Below are 23,488 nucleotides of genomic sequence, written 5' to 3' on the forward strand. Positions count from 1 at the left end.
ACGAGCCGCCCGCTATGCGGGCGGCCGGGGTGACCGCCGGCCGCCTTGGGGCCGTTGGACCAGGTGGTGCGGACGATGGGCCGCGGGGGATCAACGGCCGGTCCAGGGCCTGACGCCGGGGATGGGTGTGGCGAGGGCGCGGCGGGGGCTGGGAGTGCGCAGGGGCGGGACGAGGGCGCTGCTGAAGGCGGTCAGGAGTTCTTCGGCTCGGTTGGCGGGGGCAGGGGAGTGATCTTTGTCGGGTGTTGCCGGGGGCGGGGGAGGGGGTGGCGCGGGGGCGGTGGTCTCGGCTTGCCACAGGGGGAGGAAGAAGGAGGGTTCTCCGTCGAGGACCTGGACGAGTCGTTCGATGTCTTCCCAGGGGGCGGTGGCGGTGCCGGCGAGGACGGCCGCGATGTGGTCCTGGTCGAGGGTGTTGCCGCTGGTGATGGCGATGGCCCAGGGGGTGGGGCTGCCGGCGCGCTGGTGCAGGAACCGCAGGGCGGCGGCGAGCGAGGTGGGGCGGGGCGGGCTGTCGCGGCGCGCGGCCGAGGCTTCCCAGACCTGGCGCAGCACGTAGGGGTCGGCGCCGCAGGCGCGGGCTATGGCGGCGACGTTCTTCCATGAGGGGAAGCGTTCTCCGGTCATCAGGCGGGAGAGGAATCCGGCCGACAAGTTGCTGTGGATGGCCAGGGCCCGCAGGCTCAGTCCGGAGGCGCGCTGGAGACTGCTGAGTACCGTGGCCAGGTCCTGGCCGCGGGCTCCGGAGGGGAGTGATTGCCAGGTGGCGGGTGTGGTGCCTGGGGGTGTGGGGGAGTCCGGGCCGGTGTCCTTGCCGTCCGGTGCGCTGCGGGCGGTGGGGCCGTTGCCCGGTGGTCTGGCCACTGGTGGCCGAGGCGGTCGGGTCGGCTGGAGGGCCTGTGCGCGGCGGGGTGAGGCCCATTTCTTGCGGGCGGCGTCCTTGCTCATGCCCAGGGGCGCGGCGATCTGTTCCCAGGAGGCGCCCCGCAGCTTGGTCCGGGCCACCATGTCCGGGGCCAGCCGCTCGGAGGTGACCTGGAGGTGGACCATGGCCGCGAGTAACTCCTGTGCGGACGTGTCTGGTTGGTCGATGGCAGTCAGGATGGCCTGTGCGGTGCGGGTGATCTCCTGGAGCCGGGACCGTAAGGCTTGGTCGAAGTCCTCGGTGTCGGGCGGGGCCGCGGCCGTCTGCCGTTGACGGTGGGCGGTCTGACGGCATTTGGTGCTGCAGTAGTCGCCGGGGCGGCCGGTGGCTTGAAGACGTCGCGGCGTGCCGCACTGCTTGCAGGTAGGACGCGAGAAGGTGTTCCCCATCGCGGCGCTTTCTCCCTTTTCGGTAAATCTCCCGGGCGACGAAATGGGGATCGCCGCCCGGGAAACGTGACGTGGAGCGGTGTCCATGCGCCCGTTTCGTCGAAACGGACACGGCATGGTCACGAGAGGGGCCGACGGGCTGCCGGCCCCCGACCGTCAGGACATCCAGCGCTCGCTACGCCGTGTCCACCAGGCGATGGCCGCCCACATCATCAGCGTGACCAGCACGGTTGCCAGTTCCGCGATGTCGGGGGAGCCGGGGATGAACACCAGGGAGGGCATCGCGCCGGCGGCTTGGGCACGCTGCGTCTGCGGGGCGTTGTCGGGTGTTGCCTCGGTGTTGCCGGGCGTGTCGCCGCTGACACCCGCTTTGTTATGGTCATGCGCGGGCCGACGCCAGAGGCGTTTGATCCCACGCTCGACGGGGGACTCAGACAAGGGCTTCTCCTAGATCGAGTTGCTGTGGAGCGCGAACCCGGGTCGTGGAAAGCGCGGGTTCGCGCTCCGTGACAGTAGTGACACCCTCTGCCCAGCGCCATTCGGTCAAATGCCCCCATTCGCAGCACGATTGGGGACCGATCGGACACTTTCGTCGAAGGTGCACGGGCAAACAGCCTGGTTTTCAAACCTCTTTCCGAAAATTGACCTCACATGGTCAATGATCTTGGTATTTATGCATCCATGGCACGCCAGAATGCATAAATACTGGCCAGGGGGCGCCGAGAGACCGGAACGGCGCGCTGGTCGATGACGCTCCAGGCAGGTCCGACGTATGAGAGGCCGCCCGCTTCGGGTGTCTGAGGATCATGCTGTGACGAGTTCCTTCCAGCGGTCGGCGAGGGCGGGGATGGGCTGAGGCACCGGCCCCACGTCGCTGTCGTGAGGAATGCGCACATCATCGACGGCGTCCTTGGCAGCGCTCCTGCTGACTGCGGATTCGGGACGGGGCAGGTGGTAGCGGACGCCCGAAGAGGGCCGAAGGCCCGGGCAGGGGAGCCGGGCCCGGTGGTTGACGGGCATGTAGTCGTCCCAGTCCAGGATGTTGAGGCAGTGAATCTGGCCACCCCAGTGCCGGGCGTCACGCAGTTCCCCGCGGGAGACGTGGAGCAGGTAGACGCACAGGGCGGCGGTGACGCTGCCGGCGCCGGCAGCGTAGTGCCACCAGAACTGAGCACCCTGCTCCTGCTGTTCCTCCTGCGCGGCCAGGTAGAGAAGACAGGCGAAGGTGAGGGCACCGCCCGCATCCCGGGCGGTGTCGAACGCGGTGACGCGGGAGGCGGCACCGGGGTGCTGGAGGGTACCGCGGCACAGCAGCTGCAGGTCGTGCGCCGCCTGTTCGTGCAGGGACGACGGCCGTGGATGAGGTCGCATCCCGGTGCCAGGAACGGTGTGCAGGAGGTGCACCCAGCGCAGCTCGTGCAGCTGCCGGGCGAGACTCTGCTGGGCCGCGTCCAGGTCGGCGGCGGTGTATTCGCCTTTGAAGATGCGGGCGCGGCGCAGGGCCTCGTCGATGCTGCGCGGGGTGCGGGTCATGGCTGCCTCACTCCTGATCGTTGTCGCTGATGCCGGCGGTTGAGTAGCCCATGGCGGCGGCGAGCCGGTGCCGGGCCGTGCGGCGGACGGACCGGACGGTGGCTTCGCTGATGCCCACGATCAGAGCGGTGTCGCTGGTACTGAAATCGAGGGCGTCGCGCAGGACGATGATGTCGAACTGCCGCTCGCTCAGTCGCGTCATGGCCCGGTACAGCCCCAGACCTTCCTCAAGCTCGTCAATCTCCTGGCCGTGCTCCGCCTGGAAGGAGTCGCGGAAAGAACGCAGCAGCGGCTCGGCCGCAGCACGTATGGCGCGAGCGAACGCCATCGTCTCCCGCACGTCCGGACTGCGCCCCTGGGCGGCCAGCTCTCCGTGCACACGCTCCTTGAACATGGCCCACACCCGGGCCCCGGCGTCGGGCTGGTGCTCCAGGCGGGACCAGACGGCCGCCAGGAGCAGGAACGTCCCGTCGACGAGCCGGCGAGCGGCGGTGGCGCTGCCGAGATGGATGCGGCTGTATTCCAGGAACGCCCGGTCGTAGCGGGCGTGGAAAGTCCAGAACGACGACGGCATGATCGGGCGCAGACTGCGGAGCAGATCCGCGGCGTCGGGCGGCTGACTGCTCACCGGGCGCCCCCGGCGCGGCGGGCCATGGTCAGCGGCGCTGCAAGAGACTGATCGGACTGGCCGAGCGGGGTGAAGTCCTCGGTGAGCACTGGGGCACCGGGCAGGCCTCGCACTAGGAACCACACGTCGGGCGCGGAGTACCGCACCGCGGCGGCGAAGGCCGGCGCGAGGCCGGCTACGTCGGGGCAGTTCACAGTGTGTCTTCCTTCGTTCCGTCGGTGGCGTGCCGCGCCGTTCCCCGTTCGCGGGCCTATCACCTGAGCGTCGTTGCTCTGGGGAACAGATAAGCCGACCATCACCCCTGAACGTGCATCCCTCCGAACACATCTTTCTAACGGAAGGTAACTTTCCGCATACGCAACGACTGTGCCTGCTTTGCTCACGCATAACGCCAAGCTCCGCCACCCCGAGCCCTGCACCCGCCACCCCCGGCGAGCTGCGTCAACTCGACAACTGAAGGAAAACGAACAGCGTTTGCGCGAACCTGCAATTGCAGGATCAATTTCACGATGTGCTTCAGATCACGTTTGACTGGGAACCGTGCGCGCCCCCACTGCACCCAGCACGCTGAGGGCTACCCGGCGCGCCACCTTGACCGCATCCCCGACCACAACCTCACTTGGCAGGCTGCGAGCGCAGCTGAGGGCTGGCCAGCGACCACGACGGCCTGCGCCGCCTCACCACCGTCGCGACCGTCGCCACTGCACGCCAACCGGACACCCTGCGCGCCGCCCAGGCCGGACAGCGCCTGTCGGTGATCTGCCGGTGGATCCTCAACAAGCCCGACGCCGCCGACCACGTCGACCGCCTCGCCCAGGACCCCGACGCAGCATCCGAGGAGCAGCTCGACGTCGAGGGCGCCCTCGTCTTCGCCTGCCTCCTCCACCTCACCGACCACCACGAGAGCGCCCAGTTCTGGTGGCAGCTCGCCGCCGGCGCCTAACAGGCTCACCCCGGCCCGGTCCGTGAATCTTCAGTTCTAGCGGTCGCTGCCACGCTGTATCCCCTCCTGGTCACCGGGACGATCAGCCAACCAACCGGCGGCCCTGCCCCGCAGGATGGCCTTCGGCCAGCGGCCGGTCCAGGATGCTGTGGGTCCCGATCCGGTGCCACACGATGTGGGGGAGCCCGGCGACCACCGCCCGGCCGTAGGACCACGTGGCGCGTCCGTCCGGCGCCCAGGTGAGCTCGTAGACGCCCGGCGCGCAGCGCACCCCCTTGATTGGTGGAGTACGTACGGGTTCGTTCGTGGCCGTCTGGCGTGTCGACGTCGCATTTCAGCTGGTAGATCGGCGTGCTGGGCCCGTTCACTCGATGGTGTGAGATCTCCGCAATAACTCGCAGATTCTGCGAGTGATCGCCGTAATCTGCGGCTTTGTGTCGGATCTCGAAAGTCGCACCCTGTCGCTCGTACGCACCTTGCCGGAGCCAGGCGTGCCGGTGGACCCGGCCTCGGTGTCGGTCGAGGCCGGGCTCGCTGACGTTGTGACGCTTCAGCGGCGCCGGCAGGCAAGGATCTCGGCGCACGACGAGGAGAGCTTCTTCCTGGACACGCTGTCGGAGTATCAGTGGGCCCGGGACGCGGCGGGGCTGGCGCAGGAGACGCTGGATGGGCTGATCAAGCCGGTGATTGAGGTCTGTGAGTTCTACGGCACGGTGCCGTGGCAACTCTCTTCCCGTGAGGTCGACCGGTACTTCGCCGGGCCGGGGAAGCGGGCCCAGTCGACGATGCGGTACAAGATCGGCAAGATCGACCGGTACTTCGCGTTCCTGGAGCAGCGGTACGCGGGCGAGATCATGAGCCGCTTCGGGGCTGTGGTCGAGTCGCCGATCGATCCGTTCAACAGGCCCCGGCACCGAGGCGACTTCGGGCTGAGAATCCCGCCGTCGCAGGCGGCGATGAAGATGTTCTTCGGCCGCTGGCGCGAGGACCTGCCCCGGGCGCGGAAGTACCTGGTCGCCTGCCGCGACTACGTGATGACGAAGATCGCCTACCTGTCGGGCGTCCGTGCGGCGGAGTTGTGCGGCGTCTGCATGGGGGACGTGCACTGGGAGCACGGTCAGTGGGGCCGGTTCGTCGTCCTGGGCAAGGGCGCGAGCGGTTCGGGACCGCGGCCGCGCGAGGCGTACCTGTTCCAGGAGGGCCGGGCTCTGCTGTGGTGGTACATCGAGCAGATCCGGGGCGAGTTCGGCGACGATGCCGAGCATCCCCGGGCGCCACTGTGGCCGTCGGAACGCAAGCCGACTGCGGTCACGGCTCTGAACCTGCCGATCGCGCCGGTGATCGTGCCTTCGACGTTCCGTCGCGCCCTGCACAGCGCGGCGGCGAGCTACCTGAGCGGGCCGGTCACCGACCTGTTCCCGCACCTTCTCCGGCACGTTGTGTCCGCAGAGGCCGTGTGCGGGTGACCCCGTGTGGCGATTGAGCAGGCGTGTCGTCGCAGACCACTTTCGCGACGCAGGTAGCCGGAGGTGTTGCATTCCGGGCCGTCGATGTGATGCGGATCACCGTCCGGGTGCTTCGGGCCGGGCATGCGCGATCATGAGCGGATGAACGCTCGCTTCCTTGGCATCACTGATCTGGTCGAAGCCCCGTCCGTGGCGGTCGTAGTCGACGTCATGCGTGCTTTCACCGTGGCTGCCTGGGCCTTTGCCCAGGGGGCAGAAAAGATCGTTCTTGCTGAGTCGCTGGACGAAGCCCTGGCGCTCAAGGCTCGTCACCCGGATTGGGTGGCACTCAAAGACGGTCCGCCCGCACCCGGGTTCGACACCGTCAACTCGCCTGGCCTGCTGCGGTCTATCGACCTTGGCGGACGGACCGTTGTGCAGAAAACCACGGCAGGGACGGTCGGCGCCCTTGCGGTCAAGGAGGCGTCGCTCGTGCTGTGCGCCGGCTTCGTGGTGGCGGAGGCAACGGCTCGGCTCTTGCGGACACGCGAGTGCGACGGTGTCACGTTCGTGGTTACTGGCGAGGATGGGCAGGCCGATGAAGATCTGGCGTGCGCTCAATACATCGCTCGCAGGGCCACCGAGGCTGGGACGGATGCAGCTGAGTTCCTCCGCCGCGCTGGCGAGTCGCGCGCCGCCGCCGAGCTGGCGGAGGGTGTGCGTCAAGGAGTCCATCCTGATGACGTCGCGCTCTGTCTTGAGGTCGACCGGTTCCCCTTTGCCATGGTGGCGACCTTGGAAGACTCGCTCATGGTCCTCCGTCCGTGCGCCGTGCCTTCGCTGACCGACGAGGCTTCGATCTGATCGCTGGTGAGGTCCAACTCTCGCCATGCGAGAGCCGGCCTCCGGTCGAGTGTGCGGCATCAGCTGCACGTCCCGATGACGGTGGTTCGCGGTGCGGGGAGGCGGCTCACCCGGCTCGTTCCGGCGGCGGATTCTCGAAGATGAACGATCTCCTCGTGCTGGGCGGCGAGCCGGGACAGGGCCTGGCTGCGGAAGTCTGTGAGTTCGTCGATCGTCCGTTCCGACTGGGCCAGCCGCTCCTTGAGCTTGGCGTTGTCCGCCTTGAGCCTGTTGATCTGGGCTTCGCGGGGATCTGGGATCTCTCCGGCCTGCTGCAGGGCATGTAGGCGTCGCTCGAACTCGACGCGGAGGTGAGCGTAGGGGCGGGTTCCGTAGAACGCGGTGCGGTCGACTGCGGCCTCGCTGGCGAGGGTCTTGATGTCGCACTTTCCGCCGGGCGGGATCTCGCCGCGCAGGAGCCGGTCCATGGCGGCCCGGATGCGGTTCTCGTTCTCTGTCCGCTGAGCTGCGGTGATCCTCATGTGGACTCCTTGCTGACGGTGGTGCTGGCAGCGTCGATCTCCGCGACGACACGGAGGGCCCGCTCGTGGTCTGCCTGGAGCCGGGTGCGTTCGGTCTTGCGCGTGGTACCGAGCTGGCCGATGAACGTCTCGGTGCGATCAGCGTGCTCGGCCCAGACGGGGCGGTGGCAGGGGTGGTGAGTTGCCTGCGGGCAGCGGGCGGAGTCACACATCCCGATCAGTGGCCTGCTGGCGGTGGGGGTGCCAGCCAGTTTGAGGCAGAGGGCCCGAGAAGGGTCGGTGAACCAGCAGTAGTTCGCTGGGCCGAGGTGCAGGACGTTGGCACGTTTGGTCAGCAGGTTGAGCACGTCGCGGTCGTTGCGCTGGATCTTCGGTGCCGATGCTGCCGCGGGGTTGAGTTCCTCGTCGATGCTGGCGAAGAACTCGGTCAGGCTGCGGGCGCCTGGTCCGGCGGGCAGAATGCCCTGCTGGTAGTTGCGGAACTCCTCCAGGACCAGTTGGAGATTGCGTTCGCTCTCGTGCTTGTTGACCTCGGACAACAGCTCGGCCTGAGCCCCGCCAGGGCGCGAGGCATACCCCTCCGTTGTGGCCACGGCGATATGTTTTAGGTGGATCTTGGAGGCCAGCAGTCCGCCCGGCCGGTAGGCCATTTCCAGGGACAAAGTTCGCCGTAGCATCCGCAGGTTGACCGGCCCGTCGGCAATGCGGGCGAGCCCGAGCCGCTGTCCGGCGTCGGAGTTGACCCAGTTCTTGAACCACTGGTAGCGGACGTTGAAGGCGAACCGGCCCAGGAGCAGGGCATCGTCTGCGGGGTCTTCGTGCAGTTGCTCCAAGAGGCCGATCGCGCGGTGGACGGGTTCGATGACGACCCACTCGTCGTCGGTTCCGCCCAGCGGCTGACCTTTGACGACCTTGCTCGCAATGCGGTGGCGGACCAGGCCCGGAACGGGTTCTTCGGGCGGGCGACGGCAGCCGATCCGCAGTTCCATCAGTTCACTCGCCCGCATCCCGGAGATCGTGGCCGTGGTGACGATCGCGGCGGTGCGGACGATCCCGACCACGGCGCCGGCCTCGAGCCGGTGCAGCGGCAGAGTCCAGGGGAGTACGGACTCCCCATCGGCCGTGAGAATGTCGGACACGTCACGGCCGAAGGGCTTTTCCACTCCGACCTGGGCAAGGGCGTCCTCGAGCGGCCTGCGGAGAGTGGACAGCCATGGGGCGGCGAACTGGCTGAGGCCGGCTTGCCGAGCCAGGGTGCCCGTCGCGACGGTGAGGAGCGGATCGTGCGGGTCCCAGCCGTCAGCGAGTCGTCGGGTGACGTACCACTCTTCGAGCATGGGCAGGGGCGTGCACGTATCCCTGTACTCACCGAGCACCCGGCTCATCTCATGGGCTGGGACCCTGCTTTTCGCGCCCACTTTCCGCAGACCCCGGTGCCGTCGTGCCGAGTACTGGTCTGACTCCCGGATCGCGTGCGCCAGTTGGACCGCGTGCGGGCCGAGTGTGTCGACGAGGTAGAGAGCGGCCGCGAGCATGGGCTGCAGGACGGAGTCTTCGACGGGCTGGGTCTTGTTCTCCGTGCGGCCGGAGGGCATCTCAGCGATAGCTGAGGCGGTGGCGCCGCCCCAGGGCCGCAGAGCCGCCCCGACCCGGTCCGCGGTGAACAGGTCACGGTAGTTGACCAGGTCGACGACGGCCTGGGCGGCGGCGCGTCGGGTGCCGGGGCTCTGTTCGCCGACGATGGCGCCGTGTTCGTCGAGCACATAGCGGCGGTGGGCGAGGTATGCCTCGCAAAGGCGTGTTTCAAGCGCTTCCAGGCTTGCGACGGACCGCTTGTCGAGCCACTGGAAGAGGCGGGTGAGTTCGTCGAGACGGCCCACGCAACTGCGCAGGTGGAGAGCGGTGCGGTGGGCCCGGGGCAGCGGGGCGACGGCTGGGTGCCGCGGTGCAAGCATGGCCAGGAGGAGTTCCTTGGCAACCAGGCGCCAGCGCAGATCACGGATGCCGGTGAAGTCGAGATGCCGGTGGCAGATCGGCAGTTGGACCGGCAGGCCGATGACCTCGTTGAAGTCCCAGACATCGTCCTCGAACAACGAACCGCGACAGCCATCAGGAACGGGGAGCCCCGCTTCGCGGCAGACGTCGGCGCTGGCGAAGACAGCGGAGGAGCCGTCGAAGGGGATCGTGAGGGCGGTGGTCACGCGGTCATCTCCTCGGGCAGCAGCGGCAGTTCATCGTCCATGTCGTCGACCTGTCCGGTTGCCGCTGCGAGGACGCTCGGGTCGAAGCGGTCCAGGACCTGCTGGATGCGGGCGGCATAGGGGCCGAAGACGGCCATGAAATGGGCGGCCGGCATCTGCTGCCACTGCCGGGAGAAGAACGCCTTGAGCCGCAGCAGGTTGACCGCGTGCCGCGGAGCGAAAACCGCCAGAGGGCAGAGCAGGCAGACCCAGGGACGAGCCGGACAGGGCTTGCCCTTCGGGCCGTGCAGTCCGGACAGCTGATCCCCGCAGGCGGCGGTGAACACATCACGCTGTCCGCCGACGAGTTCGGTGATCGCCGCGTCGTCCAGGTCCAGGGCCGCCAGCAGCTGCGGATAGCCCTCGGCCAGCGCGGCCGCTTCCTCCTCGGTGATCACCGTGGGAGGGTGGGCCCGCCGGAGCATGTCGTGCTGAGCGTCTTCGACGACCGCCTCAACAGCCTGCTGCTGGAGGGGTGTCGTGGCGGTCAGATAGTGGTCGCCCTCGACCTCGGGAGTGTGGTTCGGATCGATCGTCGCCCGCCCCCGCCCCGCCCACGTGCTCTTGTCCCGCATCGCATGATGCGTGGTGCGGACCCGCGCGCGGTGGATCTTCATCGGCTGGCCGTCCTGGGTGAACACCCCGTGCCGCACCACCCACCGCTGGATGGCCGCCCGGGCGCCGGACCCCGTGACCACGGTGAACTGCCCGGGGCGGCTGAGCGACAACCACAAACGCCTTCGCTCTTCCGGGCCGGCCATGCTCCGCAGCAGAGCCGAATGGGACAGCCACTGCTCCAGCAACCGCACCGCTCGACGCGGCAGATTCGCGCTCTCTGCCGCGGTGCGACCCTTGATATAGGAGAGAAGGACGGTGGAGTCACCGGCCCAATCGACATCGCCGGTGACCAGGTCGTCGATGCCGTCGGGCACGATGCCGGAGTAGATCCCGAACAGGAGCCGGTAGGCAATCAGCGCGTTGTGTGTGGGGAACAACTCCGCGTTGGCCTGAAGGAATCCGCCCCGCTGGAACAAGGCGCCCTCCGTGATACCCAGCTCCGTGGCGACCCGCGGAGTCGAGACCGGTCCCAGACGGGCCAGCAGCCAGCGCAGATTCACGACCGTCCAGCCGCCGGTCTGTGGGTGCTGTCCTTTGGGGAGTTCGGCCAGGGCTCTTCGATGGGCGGCGTACGACTCGTCGGTCAAAGTGCGGCAGACCTCAGTCAGCCGCTGCCAGTCCGCTTCCGGATATGGAGCCAGGGGACGGCGGTTGGGCTGGATGTTGAAATGCCGTCCCGCCGCGAGTTCCAGCACGCCCTCGCCGAGCCTCCCGCCGCTGCGAGCGAAGCCCTCCAGCAGGCCCCGGGTCAGTGCCTCCTGCTTGCCGGTGCAGCCCATCCAGTACTCGGCCAGCAGGCCCCGCCGCAGCTGGGCGGCGTCGCCGGTGAAACCACGCTCGGCAAGAGTGCGGGCCATGTTCTTGACGGCCAGGATGTAGAAGGTGACGGTGCCCGCGCTGTCGGCGGTGCCGTGCGGATGGATCAGGTCGACCAGACCGACTGCCAAGTCCCGGACCAGGGCGGGATTCGGCAGGCCGTCCAGGGAGTACTCCGCGCGGCTGCCGTTGCTGAACACGCAGGTGATGCCGAGCGGTTCGTCGATGAGCATGGTCGGCATCAGAGGTCTCCGTCCTTAACGTCGTCGGTGAACTCGGCGTGCGCTTCGCGGTCGGCCGTCGCCTCGTCGGTCAGGCCGGCTGCGGCCCCGGCGCCTTCGTATGCCTCCCGGTAGATGCGGGTGGTGTCCAGGCGGCGAAGGTATTTTTCCGTCGTCAAAACTGTGGAGTGACCGAGCAAATCGCGCAGCACGAGCAGTGGGTCCGCCTTGGTGAGGTAGAAGACGAGCGCGGCGTCCGCGTCGGTGTCCCGCACGAGCTTCGCCGCCTGCCGGTAGTGCCCGGTGACCAGGTATTCGAGGGTCCTCATCGAAAAGCTGTGACGGAGCCGATGGGGCCAGACGTGCGGGAACCGGGGCTCGAACCGGGCCCGGATCCGGTCGGATGCGCGCTCGAAGACGGTGGCCCAGGCAGTGAACGGGCCGCCCCCGCTCTTCACCGCCAGCAGGCAGGAACCCCCGCTCGGGGCGACCAGCCGGCGTCGTTCGGCCAGAGTCAAAGACGCCCACGACCGCCGGATCCCATTGACCAGCCCTCCTCGGGCATCGGGTTCGCTCACCCTCAGCGGCTCGCCCCACCGCCGCGGCGGCCGCCACCGGGTGCCCTCGGCGGTGGCGACCCGGTCAAGCTCCAGATAGTCGTGGACACCGGCGAGGGCCTCGTAGGAGATCCATGTGGTGCGGAACTTCTTGCCCTTGGTGATGGAGCCCGGCACCGGAAACGGGATCGGGACCGCCGTGGGCTCCGGCGGCAGCGCGGGGATCTCCCAGGGCAGCAGGTAGGTGAACTCCTGCAGCCGCAACCCGGTGGCCAGCGCGAGGTCTCCGACAGCCCCGTTTCGGGTCAACTCCCGCCCGTGGAAGCCGGTGTCGTCCGAACCGTCCGGGGCCAGCCCGCGCAGTCCCTTGCGGAACAGCTCGGTGAAGTCCGGCTCCAGGTACTTGATCGTCACGTGTGGCTTCGGCGTGCGGCGGACCGCCAGGTTCACCCTCACCTCCCGTCCGGTCCCGGCGAACAGGGCCCGCGCGGAGCGGTAGGTGAACGGCTCGGCCGTCGCGTATCCCTCGTCGAGGGCCCACCGGTAGAACAGCGACAGAATGCTCATGTGCTGGCCCCACGTCGTCGCCGCGAACCGGGCCTTCAACGGACCCGCCGCCCGGTGCTCGGCGTACCGGCTCAGCCCCGCCTTCAACCGCTCCCGTGAGTCGAACAGCCCCACCCCATGTACGGCCAGGAACTCCATCCACTCCTTGAGGGCCCGCGCGTAGTTCTCCCAAGAACTCGGCGCCGGCGCCCCACTGGCCGGGAGCTCACGCAGCCACCGGTTCACGATTGCCGTCGGGCGCGGCGCCGCCAGGCCGTCCTCGAAACGCAGGTCATCGTCGACGAGCACCGGCATCCCCTCGGGGATCAACGGCCGATGCTCGATATCCCAGGACTGCCAGCCCCGGGACGAGAAGAAGCTCAGGATCATGAGCGCTGACAGTAGAAACACCACACAGCTCGACGCAAAGCCCAAACTGCCAACACAGCAGCCCAGTTAGAGCTAATCGCCACACGGAAACTAAGCAGAGACAACATGCCCGTGCGCGACCCACAACTACGAGCGCGGGATGACGTTGTGGGAGGTACAGAAGGTCCTCGGACATGCCTGGGCAACCACGACTCTTCGGTACATGGCTACCGCGCAGGCCGATCCTGAGCACGCGAACCTGGCGGCCAGCTCCCGGGCGGCCCAACGACTGCTGATGGACAAGGGGAACCTGAGGTGAAGTGGAATCTGCGGATGGTGGCCGCGCAACGGGATCTGTGGCGGCCGACCGAAGTACTGGCCGCGTTCCGGCAGGTCGGATTCAACCCGTCGCTGAGCAAGGTCGCCGCGCTGTGGGGCGGGACTCCGGTCACGGTGCGGCTGGAGGACCTGGACATGATGTGCGCCGCGCTGGGCTGCACCGTCGCGGACCTGCTGCAGGCCGAACCCCTCGCCGGGACCCAGGCAACGCCGGAGGAAGGGCAGCGGACGGCCGACGGCGCGGAGTTGCCGATGGGGCCGGTGCGGCCGGTGCCGGGAAGCCGCCGGGGGAGCGGGCCGCGCTCGCTCCCACCGAGCTGAGCGCCGGTGCCGGCGGACCGGGCAACGGCCCGGAGCTGTGCGGATTGTCTGGGCTGGGTCGTTCTGAACCAGAGAGCGGCCTGCGCCGGGTGCAGGCGCTGGCGACAGCACTACCGCGAGCGGGGTGCATGTCCGCGCTGCCGACACGAGAGGCTCCTGAACTCCGACGGTCTGTGCCGCTCGTGCCTGCAGGCGATCCGGCTGCTGGACGACGCCGAGTGGGCTCTAGGGACGGAGGGAGCGCCGCCGCGTGATCTTCAGCTGACTGTCGGCGTCTACCACGACCGCGCGGACTCAGCTCGCCAGTTGAGCCGGGCCGGCGGCACTGGCCCGAGGACCAGCGAGGTGTGGGTTCTCAGACTCAAGCAGCAGCGCGCGGACGCCGAGCCGCGGCCGCCTGCGGTGCTGGAGCCGGGCGTGTGGGGGCAGATCCCGCTGTTCACGCTCCCCAGAACTCTGACCGACGACACCGTCCGGGCGGTCGCGGACCGGCTGGTCCCTGGGTGGGAGAAGGCCCAGGCGGTGCTGGAGGAGATCGCGGCCGAACAGGGACTGAGCCGCGGGAACCGATACCGCAAGGCCGCGCTGCTGCGACTCGTGCTGGCGGTCCGCGCGGCCGAAGGTACCCGGCTGCTGCCTGAGGTGCTCCTGCGGGACCTGCCCGCCTGCCGTGACACTGTCCGCCTCGTTCTCCAGCGGGCCGGGCTGCTGGAACCGGCACCCGAGCCCCTGCGCCTGCTCCCAGCAGGCCGGCGCCCACCCCGGACCGTGGTCGGCCGGGTGCCTCAGTGCCGGTCGCCGCGATCGTGTGCGGACTGCCAGGCGTGGATGTCCTCCGGCCAGTACGGTTCCCGCTGCACTCCCTGCCAGCATTGGCGCCAGAAGCTGACGCGGGGCATCTGCGCACGCTGTCACCGGCAGGAACTCCCGCTGCGGAAGGGGCGCTGCCGCAGCTGTCGCCCGTACCGTCTCCTCGACGACGCCCAGCCCGCCACCACCCGGTACACACAGCTGATGGTCGACGTGCCCGTCGGAGGATCCGGACCGCCCCCGCCGATCCCGGTCGACGAACCGTTCCAGCCGGGGCTGCTACCCGCACCGGTGCACACCGCTGCCGGGCAGGAGCAGCTGTTTGCCATCCGGCGCGACTGGACGCGGCTGCTGTCGGGCCTCCAGGGCCGGAACACGGCCGACCTGGGGCTGACCGGGACGACTGCACGGCTGGTCGAGGACTTCAGCCGGGTTCTGCACGAGCGGCAGTCACCCGGCCGCGACAGCAACATCCGCACCCTGAGCATCCTCGTCTATTGGTGCGGCGCCGAAGGGGCCATCTCCGAACGGGACATCCACGAGCTTGCCCGGACCGGACCGGGCCTCAGAGCCAAGACCGTCTGCCAGTTCCTGCGCGACCGGGGCCTTCTTCTGGAGGACCCCGACCTCCACCGCGATGTCGATCTGGCGTGGATCGAAGACACCGTCGCCGCGATGCCTGAGGTCCTCGCTGGCGAGGTAGGGCAGTGGGTGAAGGTGCTGCGAAGCCGGGGCCGCCATGAAGGGGAGACCCGCGGCTACGACGCGATCCGCCCGTACCTCGCCTCTGTCCAGCCGGTGCTCACCGATTGGGCGGAGGCAGGCCTGCTCTCGCTTCGAGAGATCACCCGGCGCCACGTCGACGCGGCCGTGGACGGCCATGCCGGACGTGCCCGCCGGCAGCTCGCCCTCGCCCTGCGCAGCCTGTTCAGGACGCTGAAGCGCGAACGCGTGGTTTTCCGCGACCCTGCCCAGCACCTTCGCGTCGGGAACCCGACAGGGATCCCGAAGCCGCTCCGCAGCGACCTGCTGGCCAACGCGTTGCAGCAGACGAAAACCCCGCTCGGGCGCCTGGTCCTCGTCCTGGCCGCAGTCCACGCCGTGCCCGTCCATGAACTCCGCACGATCCTGACGTGCAACCTGGACCTAGCACGCGGCACCCTCGTCATCCTGCGCGGCCTTCGACGGCACACCCTTTACCTGGAGGAACTCACCCACCGGATCACCGCCGACTGGCTGGACTACCGCCACGGTCGCTGGCCCGCCTCGACCAACCCTCGCCTGCTCGTCAGCCAGCGATCGGCACTCGACCCCGACCATCCCGCCGTCGGCAAGACCCTGCTCCGCGACGACCTGCCCCAAGGGCTCACCCTGGTCGGCCTGCGCCAGGACCGCATCCTCAACGAAGCCGCCGAAACCGCCGACCCTCTCCGGCTGATGAGGCTCTTCGGGATCACGGAGAAGACCGCCATGCACTACGTCACCGTCGCCCACCCGGAGCGCACGGCCAAGCTGCCGAGGTGAAGCGGGCCGTCAGCCTTCCAGGTGATCTGCATGCCAGGGCGCGTCGGCTCGGGTGGGGCGGGCACCGGCGGCGATCCGCAGTACGTACACCGGCCGTTAGTCATAGGGCCTTATCTGCATCTGTCAAGTGCAACGGCTGGCCACAAACCCAAAGCTTGTGCAGGCACAGGCACGTTCCTCGCCGCCGACGCGAGAGGATCGGCACGATAGGGGCACGGACGAGGCACTCGAGCGGAGCGAAGACGAGGGGCCTCCTCAGCGACAACTGATGACGATCTCTGAAAACGGTCGTGCTGTCGGCGCGGCCTCCTACAGTTCCGTCATGTCCAACTATCAACGGCCCCAAATGAATCGAAAGTACATGCTGGTCGAGTTCCCCGTCGGCACCCACCTCGACCACTCCCGTGCCTCCTCCGGCGGTATGCGGGGTACCGCCCGCGATGACCGAGACAACTCGCTCGTTGCCCAGGCCGAACTTTTCGACGCCGACGACCGGTACGACGAGGGCTACGGGGACGGCCTAAGGAACCTCCTCGTCAACTGCGCCACCGACATTGCGATGGAAGTCGCTCAAACCGTGATGGTCGCCGCCGTGGAGGTTGCCACCCCGTACCTCAAGGACGGGGCACGCCGATTCAAGGAGAAGCTGCGACGCAGGCCCAAGGACACCCCGGCCGCCGAGGTGGTACAGGAGACTGCCCCCGAGCGGCCGACTGCGTCTGGTCTCCGACCGGTGACTGCTGCCGCCAACGGCCGCGACCAAGTGGACCTCGTCCTGCGTGCCGACCAGGGTGACGCCAATACGCAGGCCGCGCTGGAGCGAATCAACACGCGCGCGGCCGAGACATATGGCATCGCCGCGCGCTACTCCGCCAGCCTGCCCGCGGCAGACGTAGTCGGCGAGGCCATGCGCCAGGCGCTGGCAGCAGCCGCGCCCGGCTACGTCGCCGCCGCCCTTGAACGCCTCGCCTTCGACGACGAGCTCGGCCTGACCCCCGCGCAGCAGAAGCGTCTGCGGGGTCGTGCCGCGGAGCTCGACCCCGGCGTGGTCGAAGACCTCACCGGCGCCAATGCCCCGCTCGCGTAGCCCGGACGCTCCGGGGGCGAGAGCGGCCGCTGCGCATACGGCCCGGTCGGGCGGATCCCGGCCGGCGGCGCCGCCGGCCCGGAGCTACTGGTCACTTCGTGGCAGCTTCAGAAGGACAGGACACAGAGGGCTTCCCTAAGCTTGCGCCATGCCTTTCACGCCACTTCACCGCATACTCGGGCTCGCGCCTGGGCCACTGACCGGTGACATCCTGGACGCCGCCGTAACAGCTGGCGTGACGGAACACAGCGACCTGGACTGGAAGTCCGAGCTGCCGCCCGCCAAAGGCCTGCCGCAAACAGACTTCCCGAAGGATGTCGCGGCCATGGCGAACAGCGGCGGCGGTGTGATCGTTTACGGCGTACAAGAGACGCAGAAGGCGGCGACTAGCCGCGTCGATGTCGGCGAGTTCGATGAGGGCCACGAGCGGGCACTGCGAAGCGCCGCGATCACTGCGATCTCGCCGCCAGTGTTCGGGCTCGGTGTGCACCGTGTGGGCGAGGCAGGGAACAGGGCCGTGGTAGTGGAGATCCCGGCTAGCGTCGACGGTCCGCACCTGATCTATCGGCACGACTACTTTGGCGCTCCCGTCCGCAACGACGCCGACACGGTATGGATGAAGGAACGCCAGATCGAGGCCATGTACCGCGCTCGCTTCGACGAGCGCCGCCATGCGACCGAGGCCCTGGACTCGCTGTTCACCGAAGCCGCCGCCGGGCGCGACAGCCGCAAGCGGGCGTGGCTGATCGCGGTTGCCCACCCGCGGCTCCCTCTCGTTCGCGAGAGGCTGACACGCGACCAGGCGCAGAAGGTGACGTCCAAGGCAGAGAGCCTTGCCTTGATGTACGCGGGGCGGGGTGGTGTTCACCCCCTGGAGAGCGTGGACCGGCTCAACCCTCGCCCTGGCCTGCGCCGGTGGGTCCTGGTGAACACGGCAGCGGCCGCCTACTCCTGGTGGAAGGAGGCGTGGGCCACCATCCACCACGACGGATCGGTCACCCTGGCGGCCGCTGTGGGCGGACACCGGCGTGCTGCTTCGGGCGCTGAGGGCGGGGAGTTCTTCGAGGGCCGGCACGTCGAGTCCTCTGCCATCGAGTGCTCGATCACGGACATGATGGCGTTGGTCCGAGCGACTGCGGACCTGACCGGTGCCGGCGAGTACGACGTGCGTGTCGGAGTCGAGTGGGCTGGCGAAGGGCCGCTGACAATTCTGACCCGGGACACCATGGGCTTCGTTTACGACGAGGTGTCGACCCCTCTGCATCGGTATACGCCTGTCGAGACGACTGTGAATGCAGTTGCTTCTGACCCGGACTTTTTCTGGCAGGTGCACGACCTGGCGCAGGACTGCGTGAACCAGGGCGGTGTGTCGAACGTTCTGATGATCCGCCCTCCAGAGCGTGACGGGTCGGCGTAGCTGAGCTGCTCCCTGCGGGCCTGCTGTTACCGATTCGTTCGTCCCAGAAGCCGGTGCGAGCGATGGCGTCGGCGGTGACAGCTGGGGTGCGGTCGACAAGGAGAGGGTGGGGACGGGACCTGCGGTCTCCTTCTTGCGGGAGCCGGTTCGTGGCTACAGTCCAGGCCATGGCTTCTCCCGAGGCACTCGCAGCGCGCACACTTGCCCAGGCCGCGGTGAAGCTGGCGCAGAGAAGGACCGCCTGCCCCGGGCCGCTGCCGGGGCAGGTCCTGGCGCCCCGCATCTGAGGCGCCCATCGCGCCATGACCAGCACCGCTCGGCCCTCCGCCCAGCACTGCGAGCCTGACTCGACAGCCGTCCTGGACGCTGCAAACTGCTGATTGCCCGGCGGAGTTCTGGGATCATCGGCTGATGGTCAGCAGCAGGTACCGCTCGGGACTTCGGCAGCAGCTGGACGCTGTCGTCTCGCGCCACCTCAGCGGGAACACGCATGCCACCCTCAACGCAGCGTTCGCGGAGCTGGCCATGCCGGAGATCCCCAAGGAGGAGGGATCGCTGCGTGAACGAATCGAACGCAGCTACGCCCAGGTCTCCGACAACGACCTCACCCACGTCGCGCAACGCATCCTGGCTCGTGGGAGTCTCACCGCTGCGACTCGCAACGGGATACAAGATCTACTTTGGGCGGAGTCGTCACCCCCGGCGATATCCAAGAGGGTCCGCCGCGAACTGGCCCGAGCCCTGGACCTGGCGGACATGGCACGCCACGAAGCCCGATTCATGACGCTGCTGGAGCGCTTCTGGGTGCTCGACCGTGAAGAATCCCTCGCCGACCTGCTACTTCCCAGCACCAACCGCCCGCCTGGGCTGAGACAGCACATCCAGCAACACGTCTTCCGCAACCCGGAGGACTGGTCGACCGAGGACCTCTTCGAACACCTCGGGGCGTTCGAGGCCGGCGACGCGCGATTCGCCCGCTTCCTCGCATCGGCCGTCTCCGCCGACGTGCTCCTCGACGAGCCCGCCCAACGTCACCTCGTGGCACAGATCAACGAGCAGATCCGCAGCGCGGGAGTCGAGCTCCGTGAGACCGGGGCAGACGGCGGCTACCCGCGCTTCACCGTGGTCTCCACCCGGCTCGCCGACAACCGACGGCCGAAGAACGTCATCTTCGCCTCGCTCACCAAGCCGGACATCCGATTCCTCTCCGCAGTGGACAACGACATCGAAATCGTCGGTGACCCCGGCAACGTCCTTGTCTACGACCGCGAGATCACAGGCGACGGCATCCGCTGGCGAGACCTCCAAACCTGGTGGCAGGACACCCAAAAGATCGCAGACGAGGCCGAAGCCAAGAAGACCCTCTACCACCGGCTCCGCCGCAGCCTGCCCGGCAACTCACCCGGGCAGCGCAACGTCTTCGAGCTCTACCACCACATCCTCGGCTCTGCCGTCTATGACCTCCCGGCGCTCCTGCCCGAGGTGTGGCTCCACTGGGACCACAAAACAGTCCGTGAGCGTGGCCCTGAAGCGCTGCTGCGCTCCCGCATGGACTTCCTGCTCCTAATGCCCCACGGCCAGCGCGTCGTTCTTGAGGTCGACGGGTCCCAGCACTACACCCGCGACGACGGTCAGGTACCCGACAGCTGTAAGTACGCGGAGCTGGTGGCTGGGGACCGAGAACTCAAGCTCAGAGGTTACGAGGTCTTCCGGTTCGGCCACGACGAACTCAGGGACGCGGAACGTGCCAGACTCCTGCTCCAAGAGTTCCTGCTGGCCCTCTTCCAACGTTTCGAAGTGAACGGCCGCACCAGCTGACACCGGAGGCCGGAGCACGGGCCGGATGAATACGGGTACCCATCCGGCCCCAGCCGTGAAGGCTGAACTCGCACGACCACCGACGAAGACGGGGAAGTGGCGTCCCGGTTCGGCGTACTCCGGCTCCGGGATTTCGGGAACCCGCGCGCTTCCCGTAAGCCGGGGCGGAACTGGCGGCCGGTGCGCAGGTCGGGGACGAAGGCGTCCAGGACGACGCGGCGGAAGCGCCAGCGCTGGGCGGGGGTGAGGTGCTGGAGGTCGGCGGTGAAGCGGGGGAGGGTCTCGAAGGTGGGCACGGTGGTCTCCTCCGGGCAGCACGACGAAGCCCCCGGCGGTTGCCGGGGGCTGGGTAGGCGGTGCTCGTTGGCGGTGCGTCTTCCTTGGCGCGTGGTGATGCTCAGTGGTGCTGGATGGTGTTGTTCGGGTCGTGGTGTGAGGGCTGCCGGAGAGCGATGACATTCGCGTCCGGCCCGGGGCCTCTTCCCGCCCGGCGGGCCCCGGTGAAGAAAGTTCGGCCGCTGCTCCCGCCTGACGGGACGCCGGGCTGATCGGCCTTTTCTTGCAGGTCAGAGCCGTGTGGCGTGGTCTGCATGACAGTGGATATCAGGGTGATCCGGGCCGGTCAGATGTACCGCTACTACCTGCGCGAGACCGTCGTCGGCGACGGCCGCCGCCCGGCCCGCGCGCCGCTGCGCGCCGCCCAGGAGCAGGCCGGAGTCCCGGCCGGGCGATGGATGGGCCGCGGCCTGGCCGTGCTCGGACTGGCGCGGGTGAGGAGGTCACCGAGGCGCAGCTGCGGAACCTCTTCGGGGAGCGGGGCCGCCATCCGTACGCGGACCGGATCGAGGCCGAGCGGCTCGCCGCGGGTGACTCCCCGAAGAAGGCGTTCAAGGCCGGCGCTCTTGGACGCCGGGTGACGGTGACCGGTGTCGACTTCGTGTTCCGGCCGCAGCCGACGATCTACCTCCTGTGGGCGTTCGGGGATGAGGAGACCCGGCGGGTGATCGAGGCCGCGCACGAGCGGGCGATCGAGCGGGTGCTGGAGTGGATCGAGGACGAGGTCGCGGTGATCCGGTACGGCAAGGACGGCATCTACCGGGTCCGGCCGCCGGGCGGTCTGGTCGCCGCCCGCTTCCGCCACTACGAGGCGAGGTCGGGTCGGCCGTTGCTGTTCTTGGGGCGTTTCAGATCTGTCTCATTACCCATCCCTCGGGACAGTGAAGATCAGCTCTGCGGACAGCTGGCACCTGGTACATCTCGTCTCTCATCCCTTCTGCGGGGCCGGGCGTACGACGTCGTCGCACACCAGCAGGCGGCGATGCCCGAGCAGCTGCTCGCGCCCGAGCCGGCCGACCCCGAGCACGACGACCAGGGGCCGGAGGCCGGTCGCGGGGAGGAGCCGGACCTGACGGCGCTGCGTGCCTTGCGGAAGTCCCGTACGGACGTGGAAGCCCTCGATCTCACAGACGACCGGCTGCGCCGCCTCCAGGACGCGTTCGCCAAGATGGGCGACGACTCCCGCGATCGCGCGGACCGCTGCGCCAGCCAGGGCGACGCCACTGGCGCGGTGCGCCTGGTGCGCCCGGACGGCCAGCAGGTGCACCGCCCGCAGGAGCCCGGACCGCACCGCGGCAGGGCAGTCGGCCACTGAGTGGACCCCATGGCGCGCACCCAGTGCGGCGGCGCGCACCGATGGGCGCGTGACGGCAGTCGGACGGCTGGGCATCCCTGACGGATGTGGCTGGAACGCGTGGAATACGTCTAACCTTCCCCCATGTCAGCTCTGTCGCCACTGAACCGCGCCTTCAACCAGATACCGAAACGTGCTGAGAAGCAGGAGGGTCCGCAGCTTCACGAGACCTTCGTCGACTCGGGCGTGCTCGACGTGATCAACATCGTCGACCATCAGGTGATCTACGGCCGTCGTGGCACAGGAAAGACACACGCCCTTAGTTACTTGGGATCCGAGGCGTCCGCGAACGGTGACCTCGCCCTCTTCATCGACCTGCGCACGATCGGGTCGGCAAACGGCCTGCTTGATCCGCAGTCCGCTGTGATCACCGAGCGAGCCGCTCGTCTTCTCGTTGACCTCCTTGGGCAGTTGCACGAATCGCTGATCAACGCGGTGATCGAGGACAGTGAGCTGATCGATGACGGCAACTTCGTGGAGAAGGCCGACCAGCTGCTCACGGCCATCACCTCCGTCCGTGTTCTGGGCGATGTGGAGCGCACTGACGAGGCCGAGAGCAAGGACGGCGGCAAGGACGGCGTCGCTGCCGAGGTAACGCTGGTGGGAGGCGGCCCCAAGTTCACCGGTAAGTGGAATTCGGAGACATCGTCAGAAGAACGTGGTCTTCAGCGAGAGACCCGTAAGGGTACCGAGCAGATCAGCCTCAACTTCAGCGACGTGACGAAGGCCTTGCGTGACCTAGGTAAGACACTGAGCAGCAGGCGGGTGTGGCTGCTGCTCGACGAGTGGAGCAGCGTTCCCCGAGATCTCCAGCCATATCTGGCGCACTTCCTCACCCGCTGCGTACTGCCAGTTCAGAAGTTCACGGTCAAGATCGCCGCTATCGAGCAGCAGTCCAACTTCCGTGCCCAGGTTGATGGCCAAACCATCGGCATCGAACTCGGCGCAGACATGGGCGCCCACGTCAACCTGGATGACTTCCTGGTCTACGAGGGCAACGAGGAACGTGCACGCTCGTTCTTCCAGGGCCTGTTCGCCAAGCATCTCAAGAGCGTGGCGGCGGAGAAGCCTAACTCGCCCTTGACACGCATCGCAGGGAACATCGTCTCTGCCGCGTTCACCGACAAGCGCGCGTTCGACGAGCTGGTCCGTGCCTCCGAAGGGGTCCCTAGGGACGCCCTGTACATCGCCGCCAAGGCCGCGATGAAGGCGGGCCCGGCAGAGATCTCCGTACCGCTCATCCGTGATGCTGCACGCGACTGGTACCACGGCGACAAGATGAACAGCATCGCGAGCCTGACTCAGGCGCGCCGACTGCTCGAATGGATCATCACTGAGGTCATCCGAAGGAAACGCGCCCGGGCATTCCTCGTGAACCACGCCGATGCCCGTGATGCCCTCCTACTTGCGCTGTTCGATGCCCGCGTACTCCACATCATCCGGCACGGCTACTCCGCGCAGGATCAACCTGGCGAGCGGTTCGACATCTGGGGCATCGACTACGGAGCCTACGTCGACCTGATTCACACCCAGAGCGCGCCGCTCGGTGCCCTGCCGATCAGTGACGAAGGCGATGACAGGTACGTCGACGTCGACGTACCTATGCAGGACCACAGGGCGATTCGACGGGCAGTTCTCGACCTCCAGCAGTTCTACGCGTGAGACCTGACCCCCTGGCGGCCGTGCGGCCACCGGCACGGTGGATCGACACCGACCCCGGCGCCGTGCTCCAACCCTGCTCGTACCCGCCCTCACCACACCCTGTGGTGCGCATCGTGACGAAGGCAGACCAGGAACAGCGACCACGAGCCCTCCGGCCATGATCCCTTGTCCAGGTCTGCTACCGCCCCGACCGCGACCACGTTTC

The 23,488-nt window shown here is 68.1% G+C and carries 19 protein-coding genes and 1 pseudogene; 11 read left to right on the forward strand and 9 right to left on the reverse strand.

Going from position 1 to position 23,488, the window contains the following annotated elements:
• Window positions 1-90 precede the first annotated feature (90 nt).
• The 5 genes from ACZ4V1_RS32965 to ACZ4V1_RS32985 form a co-directional block, all read right to left on the reverse strand.
• On the reverse strand, window positions 91-1,314 hold the full coding sequence (locus ACZ4V1_RS32965) for a helix-turn-helix domain-containing protein (protein WP_468343833.1): 1,224 nt from the start codon (window positions 1,312-1,314) through the stop codon (window positions 91-93).
• Window positions 1,315-1,470: 156 nt separating this feature from the next.
• Complete coding sequence (locus ACZ4V1_RS32970) at window positions 1,471-1,752, reverse strand: hypothetical protein (protein ID WP_468343836.1); 282 nt, start codon at window positions 1,750-1,752, stop codon at window positions 1,471-1,473.
• A gap of 366 nt (window positions 1,753-2,118) precedes the next feature.
• Window positions 2,119-2,847: a hypothetical protein gene (locus ACZ4V1_RS32975; protein WP_468343839.1), complete on the reverse strand. Its 729-nt coding sequence runs from the start codon at window positions 2,845-2,847 to the stop codon at window positions 2,119-2,121.
• A 7-nt stretch (window positions 2,848-2,854) separates the two neighbouring features.
• The gene (locus ACZ4V1_RS32980) at window positions 2,855-3,475 is read right to left on the reverse strand and encodes an RNA polymerase sigma factor (RefSeq protein ID WP_468343842.1); all 621 of its coding nucleotides are present in this window, start codon (window positions 3,473-3,475) and stop codon (window positions 2,855-2,857) included.
• Window positions 3,472-3,669: a hypothetical protein gene (locus tag ACZ4V1_RS32985; RefSeq protein WP_468343845.1), complete on the reverse strand. Its 198-nt coding sequence runs from the start codon at window positions 3,667-3,669 to the stop codon at window positions 3,472-3,474. Before ACZ4V1_RS32985 ends, ACZ4V1_RS32980 begins: the two co-directional genes overlap by 4 nt.
• Before the next feature lie 560 nt (window positions 3,670-4,229).
• On the opposite strand from ACZ4V1_RS32985, the gene ACZ4V1_RS32990 reads away from it, so the two are divergent.
• The 3 genes from ACZ4V1_RS32990 to ACZ4V1_RS33000 all read left to right on the forward strand — a co-directional run bounded on the left by ACZ4V1_RS32990 (window position 4,230) and on the right by ACZ4V1_RS33000 (window position 6,727).
• Complete coding sequence (locus ACZ4V1_RS32990) at window positions 4,230-4,418, forward strand: hypothetical protein (RefSeq protein WP_468343847.1); 189 nt, start codon at window positions 4,230-4,232, stop codon at window positions 4,416-4,418.
• 497 nt (window positions 4,419-4,915) lie between these two features.
• Complete coding sequence (locus ACZ4V1_RS32995; RefSeq protein WP_468343923.1) at window positions 4,916-5,884, forward strand: site-specific integrase; 969 nt, start codon at window positions 4,916-4,918, stop codon at window positions 5,882-5,884.
• 141 nt (window positions 5,885-6,025) lie between these two features.
• Window positions 6,026-6,727 carry a 2-phosphosulfolactate phosphatase gene (locus ACZ4V1_RS33000; RefSeq protein WP_468343850.1) on the forward strand — a complete coding sequence of 234 codons (702 nt, stop codon included), beginning with the start codon at window positions 6,026-6,028 and terminating at the stop codon, window positions 6,725-6,727.
• Window positions 6,728-6,786: 59 nt separating this feature from the next.
• On the opposite strand, the gene ACZ4V1_RS33005 is transcribed toward ACZ4V1_RS33000, so the two are convergent.
• Genes ACZ4V1_RS33005 through ACZ4V1_RS33020 form a run of 4 tightly spaced genes read right to left on the reverse strand, consistent with a single transcriptional unit; the run spans window position 6,787 to window position 12,636 of the window.
• Window positions 6,787-7,248, reverse strand: a complete 462-nt coding sequence (locus ACZ4V1_RS33005; RefSeq protein WP_468343853.1) for a hypothetical protein — start codon at window positions 7,246-7,248, stop codon at window positions 6,787-6,789.
• Window positions 7,245-9,449, reverse strand: coding sequence for a site-specific integrase (locus ACZ4V1_RS33010; protein WP_468343856.1), 2,205 nt, complete (start codon window positions 9,447-9,449; stop codon window positions 7,245-7,247). Before ACZ4V1_RS33010 ends, ACZ4V1_RS33005 begins: the two co-directional genes overlap by 4 nt.
• Window positions 9,446-11,164, reverse strand: coding sequence for a hypothetical protein (locus ACZ4V1_RS33015; protein WP_468343859.1), 1,719 nt, complete (start codon window positions 11,162-11,164; stop codon window positions 9,446-9,448). The genes ACZ4V1_RS33010 and ACZ4V1_RS33015 overlap by 4 nt, the downstream gene beginning before the upstream one ends.
• Window positions 11,164-12,636, reverse strand: coding sequence for a site-specific integrase (locus ACZ4V1_RS33020; protein WP_468343862.1), 1,473 nt, complete (start codon window positions 12,634-12,636; stop codon window positions 11,164-11,166). The genes ACZ4V1_RS33015 and ACZ4V1_RS33020 overlap by 1 nt, the downstream gene beginning before the upstream one ends.
• A gap of 112 nt (window positions 12,637-12,748) precedes the next feature.
• Between ACZ4V1_RS33020 and ACZ4V1_RS33025 the strand changes: the two are divergent.
• The 8 genes and pseudogenes from ACZ4V1_RS33025 to ACZ4V1_RS33060 form a co-directional block, all read left to right on the forward strand.
• A pseudogene (locus ACZ4V1_RS33025) lies at window positions 12,749-12,934 on the forward strand (site-specific integrase); the annotation flags it as partial.
• Entirely contained in the window at window positions 12,931-13,275 is a 345-nt protein-coding gene (locus tag ACZ4V1_RS33030) for a helix-turn-helix domain-containing protein (RefSeq protein ID WP_468343865.1), read from the forward strand. The pseudogene ACZ4V1_RS33025 and the gene ACZ4V1_RS33030, both read left to right, overlap by 4 nt.
• Window positions 13,276-13,620: 345 nt before the next feature.
• A complete protein-coding gene (locus tag ACZ4V1_RS33035; RefSeq protein WP_468343868.1) occupies window positions 13,621-15,609 on the forward strand; it encodes a hypothetical protein in 1,989 nt (662 codons plus the stop codon).
• Between the two features lie 322 nt (window positions 15,610-15,931).
• The gene (locus tag ACZ4V1_RS33040; protein ID WP_468343870.1) at window positions 15,932-16,696 is read left to right on the forward strand and encodes a hypothetical protein; all 765 of its coding nucleotides are present in this window, start codon (window positions 15,932-15,934) and stop codon (window positions 16,694-16,696) included.
• 148 nt (window positions 16,697-16,844) lie between these two features.
• A complete protein-coding gene (locus tag ACZ4V1_RS33045; protein ID WP_468343871.1) occupies window positions 16,845-18,113 on the forward strand; it encodes an AlbA family DNA-binding domain-containing protein in 1,269 nt (422 codons plus the stop codon).
• 411 nt (window positions 18,114-18,524) lie between these two features.
• Window positions 18,525-19,931 (forward strand): AbiJ-related protein, encoded by a 1,407-nt coding sequence (locus ACZ4V1_RS33050; protein ID WP_468343872.1) that lies wholly within the window; start codon window positions 18,525-18,527, stop codon window positions 19,929-19,931.
• Between the two features lie 730 nt (window positions 19,932-20,661).
• On the forward strand, window positions 20,662-21,582 hold the full coding sequence (locus tag ACZ4V1_RS33055; protein ID WP_468343873.1) for a relaxase domain-containing protein: 921 nt from the start codon (window positions 20,662-20,664) through the stop codon (window positions 21,580-21,582).
• Between the two features lie 123 nt (window positions 21,583-21,705).
• Window positions 21,706-23,283 carry a hypothetical protein gene (locus ACZ4V1_RS33060; RefSeq protein ID WP_468343874.1) on the forward strand — a complete coding sequence of 526 codons (1,578 nt, stop codon included), beginning with the start codon at window positions 21,706-21,708 and terminating at the stop codon, window positions 23,281-23,283.
• The last annotated feature ends 205 nt before the right edge of the window (window positions 23,284-23,488 follow it).

It is taken from the genome of Streptomyces sp. NPDC028991 (assembly GCF_055564775.1).

What these genes read in the sequence shown, in the direction of transcription:
- ACZ4V1_RS32965 (WP_468343833.1), bottom strand. Translation starts at nt 1,314, where the DNA reads ATGGGGAACACCTTCTCGCGTCCTACCTGCAAGCAGTGCGGCACGCCG.
- ACZ4V1_RS32975 (WP_468343839.1), bottom strand. Translation starts at nt 2,847, where the DNA reads ATGACCCGCACCCCGCGCAGCATCGACGAGGCCCTGCGCCGCGCCCGC.
- ACZ4V1_RS33000 (WP_468343850.1), top strand. Translation starts at nt 6,026, where the DNA reads ATGAACGCTCGCTTCCTTGGCATCACTGATCTGGTCGAAGCCCCGTCC.
- ACZ4V1_RS33005 (WP_468343853.1), bottom strand. Translation starts at nt 7,248, where the DNA reads ATGAGGATCACCGCAGCTCAGCGGACAGAGAACGAGAACCGCATCCGG.
- ACZ4V1_RS33015 (WP_468343859.1), bottom strand. Translation starts at nt 11,164, where the DNA reads ATGCCGACCATGCTCATCGACGAACCGCTCGGCATCACCTGCGTGTTC.
- ACZ4V1_RS33020 (WP_468343862.1), bottom strand. Translation starts at nt 12,636, where the DNA reads ATGATCCTGAGCTTCTTCTCGTCCCGGGGCTGGCAGTCCTGGGATATC.
- ACZ4V1_RS33040 (WP_468343870.1), top strand. Translation starts at nt 15,932, where the DNA reads ATGTCCAACTATCAACGGCCCCAAATGAATCGAAAGTACATGCTGGTC.
- ACZ4V1_RS33045 (WP_468343871.1), top strand. Translation starts at nt 16,845, where the DNA reads ATGCCTTTCACGCCACTTCACCGCATACTCGGGCTCGCGCCTGGGCCA.
- ACZ4V1_RS33050 (WP_468343872.1), top strand. Translation starts at nt 18,525, where the DNA reads ATGGTCAGCAGCAGGTACCGCTCGGGACTTCGGCAGCAGCTGGACGCT.
- ACZ4V1_RS33055 (WP_468343873.1), top strand. Translation starts at nt 20,662, where the DNA reads ATGGATGGGCCGCGGCCTGGCCGTGCTCGGACTGGCGCGGGTGAGGAG.
- ACZ4V1_RS33060 (WP_468343874.1), top strand. Translation starts at nt 21,706, where the DNA reads ATGTCAGCTCTGTCGCCACTGAACCGCGCCTTCAACCAGATACCGAAA.